Genomic DNA, 16,334 nt, shown 5'->3' on the forward strand with positions numbered 1-16,334 from the left:
AGCTGCGGTGGCGGTCGCCACGACGCATCCCAGTATCCTATGGCACCCCTGGAAACGCGCCGAGGACACCCCGAAGGGTGCCCTCGCGCGGTGCGGGATGCGGATCAGAAGAGCTGCTTCATGATCTGCCAGCCCGCGTTGATGCGGGGCTGATCGCCTCGCCATGCGCCCTGTCCGTCACCGCGGTAGAGGTACATGTCGCCGTTGGCCGCGATGGCGAGCACGTCGACTCGGCGATCGCCGTCGATGTCCCCGGCGCTGAAGACGGCCAACATGCCGCCCCACCCCTGCCCGATCTGTCGGGCGCGGGCCCAGTTGCCGTCCCCGCTCGTCGAGTAGAGCATCAGAGCACCCGACGCCGATCGACCCATCAGGTCGGCGGCGCCGTCTCCGTCGAAGTCGCCGGCGCTGAAGAGGCTGGTGAAGCCCGACCAGCCCCCCTGACCGATCACCAGGGGCGGCTGGTTGGCCCAGCCGCCGTACCCGTTGCCGCGGTAGAGGATGAGGTCGCCCTTGCTGTCGACGGCGAGCACGTCCGGGAGACGATTGCCGTCGAAATCGAGGTTGCCGACGACCCGGGCGAACGAGCCCCAACCGTTGCCGATGACGAAACGGGCGCCGAAGCCGCCCCCGGCCTTGCCGGGATGCAGGTAGAAGTATCCTGCGGCGTCGACCTGTCCGACATCGCTGAATCCGTCGCCGTTGAAATCGCCCATCGACACCAGGCGATCGGTCGCGCCCCAGGCACCGGGGATGTTGAGGGTGCCGCCCCAGTTGCCGTCGCGCGTCAGACCGTACACGCGCAGCTCGTTGGATGTGGTGAGCCCGACGATGTCACCACCGGGAACCCCGTCGAGATTTCCCGCGCCTGCGGGGAGCGACCGCCGCGCCGTGACCGCCGGGCCCGCCGACGAGGCGTTGAAGTTCTGCCAGCCGCCGCCGATCCCGAGGCCGGCACTCATCGTTCCGCCGCCGAGGCCCCGATACAGGTTCAGCGTGCCGGCCGAGGTCACCGCGAGCAGGTCGGCTCTGCCGTCGCCGTTGAAGTCGCCGTTGTTGAAGATGTCGGTGAAGCCCTGCCAGCCGTTCCCGATCTGCTTCGACGCCTTCCAGCTGCCGTTGCCGTCACCGGAGTAGAGGAAGAGCCGACCGCTGGGATCGCGCGAGATGAGGTCGGCGCGACCGTCGCCGTCGAAATCGCCGTTGCCCGTGATCAGGTTCATCGACGTCCACCCGCTGCCCACGGCGCGCGGGGCGAGGAACCCTCCGCGATCGTTGCCGGACCAGAGCCAGAGCCGGCCCGCGGCGTCGGTCGTGAACAGATCGGGGATGCCGTCTCCGTCGAAGTCGCCGGCGGGCGTCGCCAGCACCACTCCGGACCAGTCGCCGGGCAGCGTGTTCGGCGCGGGGAGCGTGGTGGTCCCGTTGCTCCGCACCACCTGTGCCGAGCCGGAGGTCTTGATCGCGATGAAGTCACGCCGCCCGTCACCGTCGAGGTCTCCGACGCCGAAGAACTTCTTGATCCCGGTGAGACCGCCGCCCACCTTGACGCGGTCGCCCCAGGCGCCGTTCAGGTACGGGTATCCGTAGACGTCCCCCGCTCCGTCGACGCCCATCACAAAGGTGCTCTGGTCGATCGACGACAACGTCGGGACCACCGAGGTCGGGAGCTGCGTCGAGCCGAACCAGTCCGTGAAGTAGTTGTAGAAGTTGCGGTTGCCGTAGGCGGAGCACGGGTCGCCGCTGTCGCCGTACCCGGCGTTGAGCGCGTTCTGGTTCGGCTGGTACGGCGTGTAGTAGTAGAGCGCCGACGTGGCCTTGTTGGCGATGTAGACCGGGGAGGAACCGCAGGCGGCGTTCGGGTTGTACAGGATGTTCCAGGTCCGGCCCGGCGCGTACCACTGGAACCACTTGCCCTCCATGTAGATCTGCATCTGGCGCGCGGCACCGTAGATCTGATGGAAGAAGCCCACGTACTGCGGGTCGCACGGCGCGGTGTCGGGGCAGCCCTGCCCGAGGGCGATGTCGTAGCGCCACGCGCTGGGCCACGAGTGCGTGACGAGGCCCTGCTCCTTCTGGAGCATCACGATCAGCACCTGCGGGTTGATGTTGCACGACTGCGCCACGCGGTAGATGATCCGCGCCGCCGACTCGTTCGCGGCCCCCGTGTATCCGTTGCAGTACGCGTCAGCCGGACGCGTCACGGAGGAGATCGTGAAGTCCTTGAGGCAGACGATCCGCCGGCCGTCTTCATCCGTGCCGCCCAGGCAGCGGGAGACCTTGCTGCTGAAGAAGGCCTGGATCTGCGCCTCGGTCATCGAGTTCTTGTTCGTGAACACGGCGTCGCTGATGATGTTGCCCGCGTTGAAGCCGACGAGCGTCGTCTTCGCGATCCCGGCGGCCGCCGGGTCGGCAGCGGCCTTCGCCGCGGTCGAGATGCTCGACGACATGGACGCCGCGGCAGCGGTGGCGGGGACCACCGTGCCGACGATCAGGGCGGAGACGGCGAGGAAACAGGTGAGGAGTCGGGAGATCCTCAGGGTGTTTCGCGAGCGTGGGGCACGTCGAGACATGTGACCAGTGTGACGGAAGTTACAGGATGATGCCACTGTTACTGAGAATCCGCTGCATGGATTGAGCGTGTCGCCCGCACGCACAGGCCGGATTCAGCCGTCACAGATCGGCGTGCAGGCCCCACACGCGCTCCGCGGAGCTCGCCCACGAGAACGCCCGCGACCGGTCGGTGGCGAGGACGCGCAGGCGCGGCGCTCCTTCTCGAGATGCTGCGGCGAGGGCATCCGCGATGCCGTCCTCAGGCACCAGCAGCCCGCCGTCGGCGATCACGTCCTGATGCGCGCCGCTGTCGATCGCGACGACCGGGGTGCCGAGCGTCATCGCCTCCACCGCACGCCACGGCCAGCCGGCGACAGGGCTGGTGGCCGCGAACGCCGCGGCACCGGCGAGCACGGCGGCACGGTCCTCCGGGGACAGCACTCCGCGCACATGCGCGCGCCTCTCGGGGAGGCCTGCGGCGGACGCCAGCTCGGCCAGTCGCGGCTCCGCCCCTTCCGGCGCATCGAGCACGACCGCATCGACGCCCGCGGCGACAGCACCGCGGAATCCTGCGTCGAGCGAGGCCGCCGTCCCCGTGAGCACCACGTACTCCCCCGGCATCGACAGCGCAGCGCGACGCGCCTCGGCATCACGCGGCGTCACGAACCCGCGCGGCGCGGCGCCGGCGATCACCCGAACGCGACCTCGGAGCTTCGCCACCTCGGACAGCCGCTCCGCCACAGCATGCGACGGCACGACAACGGCGTCGGCGTGCTTGACCGCTCTCTTCAGCATGGCGCGCTGCCAGGCCACCGCGCTCTTCGGGAGCAGCTCAGGGGCGTCCCAGGCCTGCAGATCCCAGACGGTCACCGTGGTCTGATCGTTGTCGTGCACGCGATCGTGTCGCACGAGCGGCGCCATCAGGCTCGGCGAATGGATCAGCCCACCGCCGACGCCGGGCGCGATGCCCAGCTGCCAGGCCGCGGCCAGCTCCCGCCGTCCGAGGTTGAGCGTGCGCACGTCGGAAACCCCGGTCACGGTGACCTCTGCACCGGCGGGCACGATCGCATCGACCGTGCATCCCGAGGGAGCCGTCGCCACGAGGCCGATCGCCAGATCCACGGCAGCCGAGGCCTGATCCGCGTCGACGACGTGCACGAGCTGATCCAGAACAACACGCAGCCGAGCACCCATGCGCTCAGGCTATCCTCGCCGCCACCTTCTGCCGTGGATCCCACCCCCGTGCCGCGCGAAAGTCCGGCCTCCGACGGCATCCGTCCACCGTCGCGGCGGCGGTTCGTGCTTGAATGCTCACGTGAGCGACGGTCGACTTCCCCGGCGGCGCCGATGGATCGGTTGGACCGTCGGCCTCGTCCTGACCCTTCTGGTCCTGGCGATCGGATGGGTCGCCATCCGCGGCATCGGCGCGGTGAGCGATCTCCAGCTGGTCGCCAAGGGGGCTTCGCAGCTCAAGGACGCGATCGCCGAGGGTGACCTCGACGGCGCGGAGCCCATCGCCGAGAGCATCGCAGGCAACGCGCGCTCGGCGCGCGACCTCACCTCCGATCCGGTCTGGCAGGCGTTCGGCTACGTCCCCTGGCTCGGACCGAACTTCCGCGCCGTGAGCGACGTGGCAGAGATCGCCGACGACGTGTCGGCGGACGCCCTCGCCCCGCTCCTCGGCGTCGCCGCCGACTTCGATCTGGGAAGCCTCGGCTTCGCGGACGGCGCGATCGACCTCGAGCCCTTCGCCGAGATCGAGAAGCCGCTCGGGGCGGCGAGTGCGGCCCTCACCGCGGCGGAGCAGCGCGCTCAGCAGATCGACGCGGATGCGACCCTTCCCCCGCTCGCCGAGGCTGTGCGGGAGCTCCGAGGGTCCGTGACCGAGGCCGCGACCGTGGTGGGCTCCCTCCACGGCGCCGCGGTGCTGCTGCCGACCATGCTCGGAGGAGACGGACCGCGCGACTACGTGCTGGCGATGCAGAACAACGCCGAACTGCGCTCGTCGGGCGGGATCATCGGATCGATCGCCCTGCTGCATGCGGAGGGCGGGCGGATCACGCTGGGCACCCAGGCATCCACCAGGGACTTCCCCGGTCTCGACACCGCGCTCCCGCTCAGCGAGTCGACCGTCGCGCTCTTCGACGACCGGCCCGGCCGCTACCTCCAGAACATCACCAGCATCCCCGACTTCGCCGAGGCGGGGGCGACGATCGCGGCGAGGTGGCAGGGCCGCTTCGGTGGCGAGATCGACGGCGTGATCGCGGTCGACGCCGTGGTGGCCGAGCACCTCATGGAGGCCACCGGCGACCTCAGCTTCGGCCCGTTCACGGCGACCCCCGAGACGATCATCAGCATCCTGCTCTCCGAGATCTACGCGGCCGTCCCGGACCCCGCCGCCCAGGACGACGTCTTCGCCCAGGCCGCGAGCGGGCTGTTCGGCGCAGCTCTCTCCGGCGGCGACACGAAGGCGCTCATCGGCGCCCTCGCCGAATCCGCCGGCGAGGGCCGCATCCGCATCTGGAGCGCCCACGAAGACGAGGAGGCGGTGCTCACGGCCTCCGCCCTCGGGGGGACGATCCCGAAGGACAGCGCCGACGCCACGTACGTGGGCGTGCTGATGAACGACACCACCGGCGCCAAGATGGACTACTACACGCGGGCCTCGGTCGTGACCGCGATCGGCAGCTGCCAGGGCGAGGCGACGACGCAGGTCCGCGTCACCTGGACGAACACAGCCCCCTCCGATGCCGCGACTTCGCTGCCGCCCTACGTCACCGGCGCTGGCTACTACGGCGTCCCCGCCGGTTCCGTGCGGACCCTCATCGCCGTCTACGGGCCGGAGGGCGCGACGCCCTCGCACATCGACCGTGACGGCGACGAGGAGAGCGTGCAGACGGCCATGCTGGGCGACCGTTCCGTCGTCCAGCACGAGGTGCTCCTCGCGCCGGGCGAGTCGACCACGATCACCGTGGAGTTCCAGGGCGATGGCGCGGGCGCACGGCTCACGGAGGCGATCGTCACGCCCCTGATCGAGGCTCCGGAGATCTCCCGCGAAGAACTGCGCTGCGGTTCGTGACTTTCGCTGCCGGATAGGCTACTGTCGAGGCACTGGGGAATATCTGGGCTCTGTCTTCCTGCCGTGGGGGCAGGATGAGCCCACGCAGTCGAACGCAGGGGTGTGTTCGGGTGCGATTCCGCGTGAAATTCTGGGGAGAAATCATGCTGAAGAAACTGGCTGCCATCAGCCTTACCGCTGGCGCGCTGGTATTCATCGCGCCGACCGTTGCGACCGCTGCACCTTCTGTGCCGGCTGCGACATCCGGCTCCTACGCCGAGACTCCTGGCGTGAACGTCGATGATCCGATCATCGACATCTGCGAGGTCTCGACCATCGTCTTCGGATCCGGCTACTTCCTGCCGTCCGAGACGGTGAACGTGTCGGTTTCGGGTCTGAACGCCGCGAACGCGGCCGTCTCGGGCAACACCGCCGCCGAAGACGGAAGCATGACCGTGACGTTCCGTCCGCCGTCCGACGGTGAGGGCTCCTATGCCATCGCCTTCGAAGGCTCGCGCTCGTACACGGCGACGATCACGGTCTCGCACGGTCATGACTCTGCCGTGAGCTGCGATCACGATCCGGGCGTCGCGCCTGCAGGATCGGAGCTGGCGCTCACCGGCGGCAGTGTTTCGCCGTGGATCCTCGGTGGCGGAGCCGTTGCTCTCGTCGCCGGCGGGGCGCTCGTCGCCGCTGGTGCGGCTCGCCGCAAGCGCGCCTGAGTCTGGCTGCCGCCTCGTGCGGTGGTCGGCTGGACGACGGTGATCCCTCCCCCTCCGATCACCGTCGTCTGGCGATCCCGGTGGCCGCACCGGAAGCCCACGGCCTCCTCCTCAGGGAGAAGGTCGTGGGTTGCGGCGTGCCTGGGCTGGACCGCGCATTCTGATCGCGGCTCGGATTCGCGCAGGCGTCGGTCAGGGGTTCCCGGCCTACCGGATCACGGCTCGGGCGTCGGCGTCGCCGTCGGGGGATGCAGCGACTGCCGGATCATCTCCTGGATGTACGCGTAGTCCGGCTCGAACTCGTCGACTCCGAAGTCCGGGGTGAGCTCGATCGACGTGACCGTCTGCTCCTTCGCCTTGAGCATCAGGTCGAAGAACTCCGGCAGCTTGTCCTGAGGGAGGTCGGTGCTGATGAGCGCGGTTCCCGCTGCCGCGACCTCGTTGAACCGGCTGAGGACGGTCTGCGGGGTGAACTGGGCGAGGATCGCCTCCTGCAGCTCCCGCTGACGCTTCATCCGATCCCAGTCGCTGGTCGTGTACCGCGAACGGGCATACCACTGGGCGGTGTCGCCGTTCATGAGCTGCTGACCCGGCTCGATCCAGCCGATCGCCCACTCGTTCACATCCGTGCCCTCCCAGCCTTCCGGCGGGCCGCCCATCGGCAGGCGCTCGGTCACGTTGATGTTCACACCACCCAGAGCATCCACGAGCTCCGCGAATCCGTGCATGTCGACGAACACGTAGTACGGGATCTCGATTCCCAGCACGCCTTCCGCGGCATCCTTGGTCGCTTCGATGCCGGGGTCCGACCCCTGCGCGACGGCGTCAGGGTAGAGCGACGCTCCCTGATCCTCACGGCAGATCTCCGCGGCGTTGCGCACGTGGTTCATCCAGCCGTTCCAGCCGCAGTCGTCGGAGCTGTAGCCCTCGAATCCGTCGGGGTAGAGCTCCTGCATCGGACTGCCCTCGCTGAACGGTGCGTTCGGAAGTTCACGCGGGATGCCGGTGATCGTCACGGCGCCGGTGTCGGCGTTGACCGAGACCACCGAGATGCTGTCGAACCGCATCGAGTCGCGCCCGTCGCCGCTGTCGGCGCCCAGGAGCAGGATGTTGTAGTAGCCGTCGCTCGGCGGAAGACTCGGTCCGCTCTGCCCGAAGATCGTGGAGATGGTGCTGCGCGTCGACCCCACCACGGTCGCCGCGTAACCCGCACCGCCGCCGACGAGACCGAGCAGGATCAGCGCCACGACGGGGATCGCGAACCGCGAAGGGCTCGAGACCTTGACGAGGCGCACCAGACGGAGAGCGTCGAAGGTCAGGACGATCCAGAGCACGACATACGCGACCAGCAGGACCTGCACGATCGTGAGCACCGCGGCCGAGAGGAACCCGCCGCCGATCGTGAGCCACAGCAGCACCGGGCGGGCGAACAGGGCGAGACCGGCTGTGACGATCAGCGCGAACCAGGCGAACACCGTGGCGCGGAGGCCGAAGCGTCCGAGCCGCCGATTGCCGGCGAGGACCTGCGCCGATCCCGGAACGAGGAGATTGAGCACGACGAGCCACCACCCGCGCTTCGCCATCTGCCCGGCGTCGGAGGAGTCCGGATGCCGCAGCGGCCGGTTCTCGATCAGCGGGCGCCCTGTCGCGCGCGGCGGCGCGAGGGTCACAGCGAGCCCTTCAGCCGTTCGTTCTTCTGCTCGACCTGAGCCTCGAGGTCGCGCGCGTAAGCCTCCACCCGGTCGGCGAGGTCGGCGTCGGCCGTGCCCAGGATGCGGGCGGCGAGCAGCCCCGCGTTGCGGGCTCCGCCGATCGAGACCGTTGCGACGGGGATACCGGCGGGCATCTGCACGATCGAGAGGAGCGAATCCATGCCGTCGAGGTATGCGAGGGGCACCGGCACGCCCACGACCGGGAGCGCCGTCATCGAGGCGACCATCCCCGGCAGGTGCGCCGCTCCCCCGGCCCCGGCGATGATCACGCGGATGCCGCGGGATCGGGCCTCGCGCGCGTAGGACATCAGCTTGTCCGGCGTGCGGTGCGCCGAGACGACCTCGACCTCATGCGGGATTCCGAAGTCCGTGAGCGCCTGCGACGCGTCGCTCATGACACGCCAGTCGGAGTCGGATCCCATGATCACGCCGACCAGCGGCGCGGCGGAGGAGTGCAGTGGCTCGGTCACCAGATCAGGCTACGGTCTGCTGCTGTGAGAAGCCCTGAACGGCACACCTGTTGACCGGTGTTGCGGGCGCTCAGTCGAAGTGCGCGGCAGCCGCTCTGGCGACGTACACGGCATCGTCGAGGTCGTCGCCCGAGACATTGACGTGCCCGACCTTGCGGCCGGGTCGCGGAGCCTTGCCGTAGGTGTGGATCTTCGCGGTGGGGTGCTCGGCCATCGCCGCGTCGAAACGCTCCTCGAGCGTGCCTTCCGTCGGGCCGCCCAGGATGTTCACCATGACCGACCACGCCGCCCGCGGAGCGGTGCTTCCGAGGGGAAGGTCGGCCACGGCGCGCAGGTGCTGCTCGAACTGCCCGGTCACGGCACCGTCCTGGCCCCAGTGCCCGCTGTTGTGCGGACGCATCGCGAGCTCGTTGACAAGGATCCGCTCGTCGTCGGTCTCGAAGAGCTCCACGGCGAGCATGCCCGTCACTGCGAGCCCTTCGGCGATCGTGCGACCGATCTCCTCGGCGACCTGCGAGAGACGCTCGGTCGCAGCCGGCGCGGGCGCGATGACCTCGGCGCAGACACCGCCGCGCTGCACGGTCTCGACGACCGGGTAGGCGACGATCTGACCGCTGGGACGGCGAGCCACCTGCTGTGCGAGCTCCCGGACGAACGGCACGAGCTCCTCGACGAGGAGCGCATCGCCCTCAGCGACCGCGTCGAGCCAGTCCTGGGCTTCGTCGGCGGCACGGACGACCCGCACGCCCTTGCCGTCGTAACCCCCGCGCGGCGTCTTGACGACGCCTCTGCCGTCGTGGGCGTCGAGGAACGCCTGGAGCTCCTCCGCATCACGCACCGCCGCCCACTCGGGCTGCGGGATGCCGAGCTCGGTGAGGCGCGCTCGCATCGCCAGCTTGTCCTGCGCGAACCGCAGGGCGTCCGGCCCCGGGTGCACCGCGACGCCCTCGGCGACGAGGGTCCGCAGCACATCCTGGGGAACGTGCTCATGGTCGAACGTGATCACGTCGACGCCCGCCGCGAATGCCCGCACGGCGTCGATGTCGCGATAGTCGCCGACGGCTGTCGCCGCGAGTCGGGCGGACATGCCGTCGTCCTCCGCGAGCACCCGCAGGTCGAGTCCGAGTTCGACCGCCGGAGCGATCATCATCCGGGCCAGCTGTCCTCCACCGATCACGCCCACACGCAGCGTCATGTGCCGCCTCCATTCGTCTGGACCATTCTCGCGCACGGAGGAGGTCGCCTTCGACCCCGAGGGCCAGCGACCGTGTGTCGGCAGTGAGCGAGCTGCCGGGTTCAGACGTCGTCGACGTGGTCGGAACCGCCCTGCGCGTCACGATGCGCGAGGATCTGACCGACCTCGATCTGGTCGGCGAGGGTCTCGTGGACCAGCGTGACGTTGGGCACGTTCGGAAGGCGCAGCGGATCGTCGACGCCGTTCGACAGCGTGATCGTCCCTGTCCCCCACAGCCGCTGCAGCGGCCCGCGGCGCACCGCGATCGTGTACCCCCTGGCGTGCGACATCTCACGACGTCGACGCGCCCCGATCCCCTGATGCGCGATGACCCTCCTGGTGGTCACCGTCGTGCTGCGCGAGTACCAGACGACGAACGGCACCACGACGACGAACAAGACCACGAGGCCGGCCGCGGACAGCATCATCCAGTTCTCGAGACCCGCCGGCAGATTGTCGTAGAAGTACGCCGTCGCGCCGAACACGGCGATCAGGACCAGCGCCGACCAGAACAGCCGGCGCGCGTGGCTCCGCAACCGCGCGATGAGCAGCTCTTCGGTCGGCACGCCGGGTGGCGGCATCACCGGCCGACCTCCGAGCGTCACGGGCTGAGTCACCCCACCATTGTGCCCGTGATCTGCGACAAAGCGGTCTGCGCGGCGGCGTGTCAGTTCACGCGGGGCGCACGTGCACCACGTCGCCCGCCGAGATCGCCCGCTCGGACCCGTCCACCGAGACGAGCAGGCGGCCCTCGGAGTCGAGCGCCGTGGCCAGGCCTTCGAGCACGACATCGCCCGGGAGCGAGACACGCACGACGAGACCGAGCGTCGCACAGCGGGCGGTCACGGCGGCGTGCAGCCCGCTCGCGACGGCGTCGTCGGCCGCGACCAGCGCGGCGAGCGAGGAGGAGAGCGACCGCAGGTAGTCCGCCAGCAGCCGGTCCTCATCGACCTCGACGCCGAGCACGGCGAAAGAGGTGGCCGTCGGCACGGGCAGCTGCTCCCCCGTCATGGCCGTGTTGACGCCGGATCCGACGATGACGGCATCCGTCGTCGCCTCCGCCAGGATGCCGCAGATCTTGCGCCCGTCGACCAGGACGTCGTTGGGCCACTTGACCGCGACGTCGCGCCCGGGCAGCTGGGCGGAGACGGCCTCGGCCATCGCCGCTCCGGCAGCCAGCGGGATCCAGCCGCGCGCGGCGGGATCGGCCGGAAGACGGCGCAGCAGGACGGAGACCGCCAGCGACGCCCCGTCCGGCGCCACCCAGGTGCGGTCGAGCCGCCCGCGCCCCGCGGTCTGGTTTCTCGTGACCAGCACGGAGAGATGCGGCCAGCCCTCGACGTCATCGGCCCGCTCGCGGAGATCGGCGTTCGTGGAGCCCGTGCGCGGAAGCGCTTCCAGCCGCGCGGCGACATCGCGAGCACGCGCGAGGTCGGCGCTCATGCGTCTTCCTCGTCGCCCTCTTCGTCGTCGTCGTCCTCGTCCTCGCGGATCGCCCCGAGGTCGTTCGCCTGCCACTGCTCCCACTCCTGCATGAGGCGCTCGATGGCCGCATGGAACTTCTCCGTCGCGACGCCGGGCGTCGTGTCGCCGAAGTAGTGCTGCACCCACATCTTCAGTCGGGCGACGGCCGCATCGTCCGCACGGACACGCTCGACCTCGGAGACGATCCGGGAGGCGTCGGCGACCGTCAGCCACTCGCAGTCCGCGAGGTAGCCCGTGGAATCGATCGCGGCGCGCTCGTCGGCCGGCCGCGTGATCATGAGCGGCTTGCCCGCTGCGAGCCGGTCGTAGACCATGGCCGAGATGTCGACGACCGCGACATCCGCGGCGGAGAGCTGCCAGCCCAGATCGGCACCGTCGTCGTAGATGTGCTGCGCGCTGCGGTCGGCGGCATTGGCAGCGCTGATCGCCGCGATGATCCTGCGGTGGGCTGCTCCGTACGCCTCGTCGACGACGCCGCTGCGGGGATGCGGGCGGTAGATCACCCGGTGCGTGCCGGTCGCCAGCAGCTGCTTCACAAGCGTCTCGCCGTGCGTGGCGATCGAGCCGTAGTGCGCACTGGGGCGGTCGCCCTCCCAGGTCGGCGCGTACAGGACCACGGTGCGCTCGTCGGGCGTGTAGGGCAGCGTGCCGGAGTAGTGATCCGCCTGGGGACGGCCGATGTCCATCGTGCGGCGGTCGACGTCGTAGTCCCACAGCGTGCGCGAGAGACGATCCCGCGCCGCCTGACCTGCCACGAAGGCGTAGTCGTAGGCCTTGTACTGGTTCGTGGTCATGTACATCTTGTCGGACTCGCCGTGGTTGATGAACACGTGCCAGCGGCGTCCGTAGCGGAACATCTGGAAGTTGCGGGTGTTCTGGTTGACGTACAGCACGACCCGGATGTCCTGGTGGGCGATGAACCGTTCGAGGTCGCGGACCTTCGGCACGAAGGCCACCGGCGGCCCGTCCTCGTCGAGCAGCTTCTCGGCGCCCGCCGCCGACCGCGAGAGCACAACGACCGGCCAGCGCTTCGCGAGCTCGGCGAGCGGCCGGTACCACTGCCGCATCTGATACATGTTCACCGCGCCGTCGGCGAAGTACACCGCGACCTGGAAATGATCGAGCGGATGCGGCTCGTGCTCGGCGAGGCGCCGTCGCACGCGCTGCACGGCGCTGCGGGACGCCAGCGCGCGCGTGAGGAGACGGTACGCCTTCTTGGCGTCAGACAATGCACCCATCCCTCCAGAATAGTTCGTCCCGCGCCCGCTCCCGGAGCGCGCATCAGGGAACGCGCGATGTCGTCGTGCCATGATCGTCATGTGCCAGCCAACGAATCCGTCACGCCCGAAGCCGGGGTGTCCTTCGTGATGCCGGTGCTCAACGAGCGCGCGTACCTGGAGCACGCCGTCGCCTCTGTGCTCGCCCAGGATGTCGCCGGCCCCGCCGAGCTCGTCCTCGCACTCGGACCCTCGACGGACGGGACGACCGAGCTGGCCGAGCGGCTCGCTACGGCCGACGACCGCATCCGTCTGGTGCGGAACCCTGCCGCGCACATCCCGGTGGGACTGAACGCCGCGATCGGCGCGAGCCGCTACGCGACGATCGTCCGCGTCGATGCCCACTCGGAGCTCTCCCCCGGCTACGCGGCCCGTGCCCTGGAGACGCTCGAGCGCACGCAGTCCGCGAACGTCGGCGGCGTCATGCACGCCGAGGGCCGCACCCCCTTCCAGAAGGCGGTCGCCCGGCTCTACAACTCTCCCGTCGGCCTCGGCGGCGGCGCGTATCACGGCCGCACGAACGAGGGCGAAGCCGAATCGGCGTACCTCGGCGTGATGCGCCGCGAGGTGCTCGACGAGGTGGGCCTCTTCGACGAGACGATCCGGCGCGGCGAGGACTGGGAGCTCAATCTCCGGATCCGCCAGGCCGGACATCGCGTGTGGTTCGACCCAAGTCTCTCCGTGACGTACTGGCCGAGGGAGAGCTGGCTCCGTCTCGCCCGTCAGTTCCGCGCGACCGGCGCCTGGCGCGGTGAACTGGTGCGCCGGTTCGGCCGCCGCAACGGCATCCGCTACTTCGCTCCCCCGGCGCTCGTGCTCGTCGTCGCCCTCGCCATCGTCGTCGGTGTCCTGCAGCTCACCGGAGTGCTCTCGGGAATCGCCTCCCTGGTCGCCTCCGTCGTGGTCTACGGGCCGCTCGCGCTGTATCTGCTGCTCGTCCTCGCCGTCGCCCTGGCACCGGGCGGAGGCGGGCTCCGCCAGAAGCTGTGGACCCTGCTCGTGCTCCCGACGATGCACCTGTCCTGGGGCATCGGCTTCCTCGGCGGCGTGCTGCGCGGTGCGCGCGACACCGTCGACGCGTCGCGCCTCGGCACCCGGAACACCCCGCTGCCGTGATGGTGCCTCGACGCCTCAGGGGCTGACGAACCCCAGATCCAGGATCCGGTCGACCACGCGCTCGGCGGCACGGCCGTCATCCCGCCGGTTGAACTGCGCGCGCCACGCCGCGTACCGGCTCGCGTAGGCGGCTTCGTGGCCGGGCTCGGCGAGCGCGGAGGCGAGCTCGTCCTGCGTGCGCACCAGCGGCCCCGGTGCCCGCTCGGCGAGGTCGAAGTAGAACCCGCGCAGCTGCCCGCGGTAGTGATCCATGTCGGGCACGAGGAAGTACATCGGCTTGCCCGTGACGCTGAAGTCGAACATCACCGAGGAGTAGTCGGTGATGAGCGCGTCGGCGGCGAGGAGCAGCTGAGCGGTCTCGGGGTAGCCGGTGACGTCGATCACCCGGGCGCCCGCGCGATCGCGCCCCTGCTGCAACGTGCGCGAATGCCCGCGGACGAGCACCACGGCGTCGGCCTGCCGGGCGAGGAGCTCCGGATCGATGAAGTCGACCATCTCCGTGCGGTCGTCGCGCCAGGTCGGCGCGTAGAGCAGGACCCGCTCCTGCTCTACGATGCCCAGAGCCTCACGGATCGCGGTCGGATCGCCGGTGGTGAGAGCATCGTCGCGAGGGTAGCCCTCGACCCAGATCGGCCTGCCGAAGAAGGCATATGCCTTCCGGAGAATGCGCTCGGAGTAGGTGTTCTGCGCGAGCAGCACGTCCCATCGCCGAGATTCCTTCACGACGGCCGCCATCCGGCGCGGGTCGAAGCCCGGACGGTGGAGGGCGAGCCGTTTGAGCGGCGTGCCGTGCCAGGTCTGCAGCACCTTCTGCGCCGGCTTGCGCACGAACCGGCGGCGCAGCCAGTCGTTCACGACCAGGAGCCGCGCGGCGCCTCGGGCGTGCCACCACTCCGGGCTGCCCTCGACGACCGCGATCGCGCCCTCCGGCACCGCGACCGAGAGGTCCACGACGCTCCAGTAGCGTCGAAGCCCCGGTGCGCGAGCCGCGAGCTCGCGGTCGATCGCCTGCGGGTTGCAGCCGACGCTGCGGCCGTAGAAGCTCTCGAAGAAGACGGCGTTCTCGGTGCCCCCGGCCTGGGCCACGTAGCGCCCTTCGAGCGTCGACTGCCCCTCGACGGTCTCGTACACGGGATCGATCGGTGCGGCGACGTGCACCGCGCCGCCGTCGACCGCGACGCGGACGCCGGCCAGCATGGTCGGCGCGATCCGCAGGTCGTCGAGGTCGGCATCGGCGATGCGGAGCGCGTACTCGCCCGAAGGCAGCGGCAGAGCGGGGCCGCCCCACCGCGATGCCTGCAGCGGGAACACGGCCTTCCAGGTCTTCCCTCCGCCGGTGATGCGCGCGTCGACGCGCGCCCGCGGTCCGGACAGCTCCGCGGTCGCCGGTCGCTGACCGGTCCCTGCGATGATCAGCGCTTCGGCCGCTTCATCGATCCGGGCCGTTGTCATGCTGCTCCCTTCGGTGCGGGGATCCCCCGCGCGCGGATTGCCTGGTACACCCGATCGGTGTTGCGCCCGTCTCGGTATGCATGCATCTCCGCGCTGAGCGTAGCGGAACGCGCCGACGCCGCGTCGTACGCGGTCGGCTCGGAAAGCAGGCCGCGGAGCTGCCCGAGGACGGCATCCCAGTCCGGCGCGGGGTCCGCGCCCGCGACGTCCTCGTACCGTCCGTAGAACCCGCGGGTGCGGGCGTACTCCCGCGCGTCCGGGGCGAGATACAGCACGGGCGTCCGGAGCAGACCTACGTCGTACGCGAGAGAGGAGTAGTCGGTGATGAGAACGTCGACCGCGGCGAGTACCGGCGTGACATCGGCGAGGACGGAGGCCCCCAGCATCCGCACTCTCCTGCTGGGCAGCGGAGGGGCGTAGCCGCCTTCGCCGAGCGGGTGAGATCGCACCAGGAGGATCGCATCCTCCTCTTCGAGCACACGGATGATCCGCACCCATTCCGACGCGGACGGCACCGCGGGGTCTGCCGCCCCGTCGCGCCAGGTGGGCGCGTAGAGGATCACGCGAGCGCTCTCGGGGACGGTGCCGACCGCGCGACGCAGCAGAGCGGATGCCGCGGCCCTGCGCTCGTCGACTGATCCGGTGGACAGCACATCGACCCGTGGCTCGCCCGTGACGACGACCCGGTCATCGCCCAGCCCGAACGCCGATTCCAGGCGGCCGCGAGAACGATGCGAGGCCGCGGGCAGGACCCTGATGCGCTGGGCGGCACCGCGATACAGCAGCCCGACGACCCGGCGCAGCAGCGGTGCGCCGGGAACGTTCGGGACCTGCGTGGTGGCCGACGAGTCGAGGCCGATGCGCTTCAGCGGGATACCGTGCCAGAGCTGCACGACGAAGGCCCCGCCGTTCGCGTAGCGGTTGACGTCGCCGAGGCCGTGCGTGACGACGAGCACGCCCGCTCTGGCGGTCGCCCACCAGCCCCGCAGGCCGGTCTTGCGCGCAGTGCGGATGCCGAGCGCCGCGGCATCGCGATCCTCCCGGTCGGACGACGTGAGCCACAGCGTGTCGTGTCCGGCGTCCGATGCATAGCGCTGCAGAGCCAGCGCGCCGTCGCCGATCCCCGCGCCGCAGCCGAACACCCAGCGTCGACCGCGCGGAACGAGGAACGTACCCATGCGTCCTGCGGCATAGAGCGGGATCCGGAGCAGCTTGGCCGCATTGCCGGTGCCGAAGGAGAAGGACGCCACCCCGC

13 protein-coding genes are annotated in these 16,334 nt (G+C 70.1%); 3 read left to right on the forward strand and 10 right to left on the reverse strand.

Translation table 11 applies throughout. From position 1 onward, the window contains the following. Nucleotides 1–104 precede the first annotated feature (104 nt). Nucleotides 105–2,573 (reverse strand): FG-GAP-like repeat-containing protein, encoded by a 2,469-nt coding sequence (locus ABD648_RS05040; protein WP_282213885.1) that lies wholly within the window; start codon nt 2,571–2,573, stop codon nt 105–107. Nucleotides 2,574–2,673: 100 nt separating this feature from the next. Continuing rightward, nucleotides 2,674–3,747 (reverse strand): glycosyltransferase, encoded by a 1,074-nt coding sequence (locus ABD648_RS05045; protein ID WP_282213886.1) that lies wholly within the window; start codon nt 3,745–3,747, stop codon nt 2,674–2,676. A gap of 121 nt (nt 3,748–3,868) precedes the next feature. On the opposite strand from ABD648_RS05045, the gene ABD648_RS05050 reads away from it, so the two are divergent. Together ABD648_RS05050 and ABD648_RS05055 are read left to right on the forward strand one after the other, a co-directional pair. Then, nucleotides 3,869–5,632, forward strand: coding sequence for a DUF4012 domain-containing protein (locus ABD648_RS05050; protein WP_282213887.1), 1,764 nt, complete (start codon nt 3,869–3,871; stop codon nt 5,630–5,632). Nucleotides 5,633–5,901: 269 nt separating this feature from the next. Further along, nucleotides 5,902–6,333: a hypothetical protein gene (locus tag ABD648_RS05055; RefSeq protein ID WP_282213888.1), complete on the forward strand. Its 432-nt coding sequence runs from the start codon at nt 5,902–5,904 to the stop codon at nt 6,331–6,333. Between the two features lie 215 nt (nt 6,334–6,548). Here the strand turns inward: ABD648_RS05055 and ABD648_RS05060 are convergent, their stop codons facing one another. From ABD648_RS05060 to ABD648_RS05085, 6 genes are all read right to left on the reverse strand, one after another. After that, on the reverse strand, nt 6,549–8,003 hold the full coding sequence (locus tag ABD648_RS05060; RefSeq protein WP_282213889.1) for an LCP family glycopolymer transferase: 1,455 nt from the start codon (nt 8,001–8,003) through the stop codon (nt 6,549–6,551). Continuing rightward, nucleotides 8,000–8,467, reverse strand: coding sequence for a 5-(carboxyamino)imidazole ribonucleotide mutase (gene purE / locus ABD648_RS05065; RefSeq protein WP_282217506.1), 468 nt, complete (start codon nt 8,465–8,467; stop codon nt 8,000–8,002). The genes ABD648_RS05060 and purE overlap by 4 nt, the downstream gene beginning before the upstream one ends. A 118-nt stretch (nt 8,468–8,585) precedes the next feature. Then, entirely contained in the window at nt 8,586–9,710 is a 1,125-nt protein-coding gene (locus tag ABD648_RS05070) for a 5-(carboxyamino)imidazole ribonucleotide synthase (protein WP_282213890.1), read from the reverse strand. 101 nt (nt 9,711–9,811) lie between these two features. Beyond that, entirely contained in the window at nt 9,812–10,330 is a 519-nt protein-coding gene (locus tag ABD648_RS05075; protein ID WP_425561720.1) for a PH domain-containing protein, read from the reverse strand. Between the two features lie 91 nt (nt 10,331–10,421). Further along, nucleotides 10,422–11,192: a biotin--[acetyl-CoA-carboxylase] ligase gene (locus ABD648_RS05080; RefSeq protein ID WP_282213892.1), complete on the reverse strand. Its 771-nt coding sequence runs from the start codon at nt 11,190–11,192 to the stop codon at nt 10,422–10,424. Continuing rightward, the gene (locus tag ABD648_RS05085) at nt 11,189–12,472 is read right to left on the reverse strand and encodes a CDP-glycerol glycerophosphotransferase family protein (protein WP_282213893.1); all 1,284 of its coding nucleotides are present in this window, start codon (nt 12,470–12,472) and stop codon (nt 11,189–11,191) included. The genes ABD648_RS05080 and ABD648_RS05085 overlap by 4 nt, the downstream gene beginning before the upstream one ends. 57 nt (nt 12,473–12,529) lie before the next feature. On the opposite strand from ABD648_RS05085, the gene ABD648_RS05090 reads away from it, so the two are divergent. Next, complete coding sequence (locus ABD648_RS05090; RefSeq protein WP_282213894.1) at nt 12,530–13,627, forward strand: glycosyltransferase family 2 protein; 1,098 nt, start codon at nt 12,530–12,532, stop codon at nt 13,625–13,627. Nucleotides 13,628–13,642: 15 nt separating this feature from the next. Here ABD648_RS05090 and ABD648_RS05095 read toward each other — a convergent pair whose 3' ends face one another. Continuing rightward, a complete protein-coding gene (locus ABD648_RS05095; RefSeq protein ID WP_282213895.1) occupies nt 13,643–15,079 on the reverse strand; it encodes a CDP-glycerol glycerophosphotransferase family protein in 1,437 nt (478 codons plus the stop codon). Further along, nucleotides 15,076–16,329 (reverse strand): CDP-glycerol glycerophosphotransferase family protein, encoded by a 1,254-nt coding sequence (locus ABD648_RS05100; protein WP_282213896.1) that lies wholly within the window; start codon nt 16,327–16,329, stop codon nt 15,076–15,078. The genes ABD648_RS05095 and ABD648_RS05100 overlap by 4 nt, the downstream gene beginning before the upstream one ends. Nucleotides 16,330–16,334 lie beyond the last annotated feature (5 nt).

Origin of the sequence: Microbacterium luteolum (assembly GCF_039533965.1) — a bacterium.
GTDB lineage: Bacteria > Actinomycetota > Actinomycetes > Actinomycetales > Microbacteriaceae > Microbacterium > Microbacterium luteolum.

Bases quoted from the DNA above. Each gene is read 5' to 3' on its own strand.
- ABD648_RS05045 (WP_282213886.1), bottom strand. From the start codon at position 3,747: ATGGGTGCTCGGCTGCGTGTTGTTCTGGATCAGCTCGTGCACGTCGTC.
- purE (WP_282217506.1), bottom strand. From the start codon at position 8,467: ATGGGATCCGACTCCGACTGGCGTGTCATGAGCGACGCGTCGCAGGCG.
- ABD648_RS05080 (WP_282213892.1), bottom strand. From the start codon at position 11,192: ATGAGCGCCGACCTCGCGCGTGCTCGCGATGTCGCCGCGCGGCTGGAA.
- ABD648_RS05070 (WP_282213890.1), bottom strand. From the start codon at position 9,710: ATGACGCTGCGTGTGGGCGTGATCGGTGGAGGACAGCTGGCCCGGATG.
- ABD648_RS05085 (WP_282213893.1), bottom strand. From the start codon at position 12,472: ATGGGTGCATTGTCTGACGCCAAGAAGGCGTACCGTCTCCTCACGCGC.
- ABD648_RS05095 (WP_282213895.1), bottom strand. From the start codon at position 15,079: ATGACAACGGCCCGGATCGATGAAGCGGCCGAAGCGCTGATCATCGCA.
- ABD648_RS05090 (WP_282213894.1), top strand. From the start codon at position 12,530: ATGTCGTCGTGCCATGATCGTCATGTGCCAGCCAACGAATCCGTCACG.
- ABD648_RS05040 (WP_282213885.1), bottom strand. From the start codon at position 2,573: ATGTCTCGACGTGCCCCACGCTCGCGAAACACCCTGAGGATCTCCCGA.
- ABD648_RS05075 (WP_425561720.1), bottom strand. From the start codon at position 10,330: ATGCCGCCACCCGGCGTGCCGACCGAAGAGCTGCTCATCGCGCGGTTG.